This is a genomic window from Kitasatospora putterlickiae, assembly GCF_039527695.1.
GTDB classification, from domain to species: domain Bacteria; phylum Actinomycetota; class Actinomycetes; order Streptomycetales; family Streptomycetaceae; genus Kitasatospora; species Kitasatospora putterlickiae.
Genome location: NZ_BAAAKJ010000501.1, coordinates 4,880 through 5,827, shown reverse-complemented (window position 1 = coordinate 5,827; position 948 = coordinate 4,880). Strand labels below are relative to the sequence as shown.

The following is a 948-nucleotide window of genomic DNA, read 5'->3' as shown; positions in this document are numbered from 1 at the left end:
CGGTGACCTTGGCGACCACGGAGGCCGCCCGCGGCCGCTGGTCCGGCCCGACCACGGTCGCCGCCCGGCCGACGAAGCGCAGCGTGCCGTCCGCCGCGAGCCGGCCGAGGTCCCCGGTGAGCAGCACCCGCCCGTCCGGGTCGAAGGCCGCCCGCGCGAACCGTCGCGCCGTCTCCCCGGGCCGGCCGAGGTAGCCGGGGCCGAGGCCCGGACCGGCGAGCGCGATCTCACCGATCGTGCCGCCCGCGGCCGGGGTGCCGTCGGGGCCGAGCACGTACACCCGGGTGCCGGCGAACGGGACGCCCACCACCGACTCCGAGCGGTCGCCCGGCGGTTCGTCGAGGCTGTGGACCTCGAAGTAGGTGCTGTCCACGGCGGCTTCGGCGAGGCCGTAGACGTTCACCACCCGGGTGCCCGGGCCGAGCAGCCGTTGCAGCGCCAGGTGCTCGTCCAGCCACCACTTCTCGGCGCCGACGGTGAGCAGCCGCAGCCCGGGCAGACGGGCCACGTCACCCCCGTCGCCCGGGCCGGCCACGCCACCCCCGTCGCCGCCCGTCGCGGCGAGGTGGGCGGTGAGACGGCGTGCGGTGCGCACGTTCAGTTCCAGCAGGGTGATCCGCTCGGCGGCCACCAGCGCGGGCAGGTCGGCGATGTCCGCGCTGCGGTCCAGCGTCAGGTTGCGCGGGGCGACCACCAGCGTGGCGCCCGAGCACAGGGCGCGCACCCAGTCGGCGGTGAAGACGTCGAACTCCAGGCTCGCGGTGCTCAGGACCCGGTCGGCGGGGGAGAGATGGTAGGCCTCGCGCCACCCGCGGTGCGCGGCCAGCAGGTTGCGGTGCTCGACCACGGCGCAGCGCGGCGCGCCGGTGGTGCCCGAGGTGGTGAACACCACCGCCGCGTCCTCGGGCCCGATCGGCACCGGGGGCGGCCCGGCGGGCAGGGCCGCCA

General features: G+C 77.5%; 1 protein-coding gene. It reads right to left on the bottom strand.

What is annotated here, in order from left to right:
• On the bottom strand, positions 1–948 hold a 948-nt coding region (locus tag ABD308_RS38010; protein WP_344345429.1), incomplete at both ends, for an AMP-binding protein.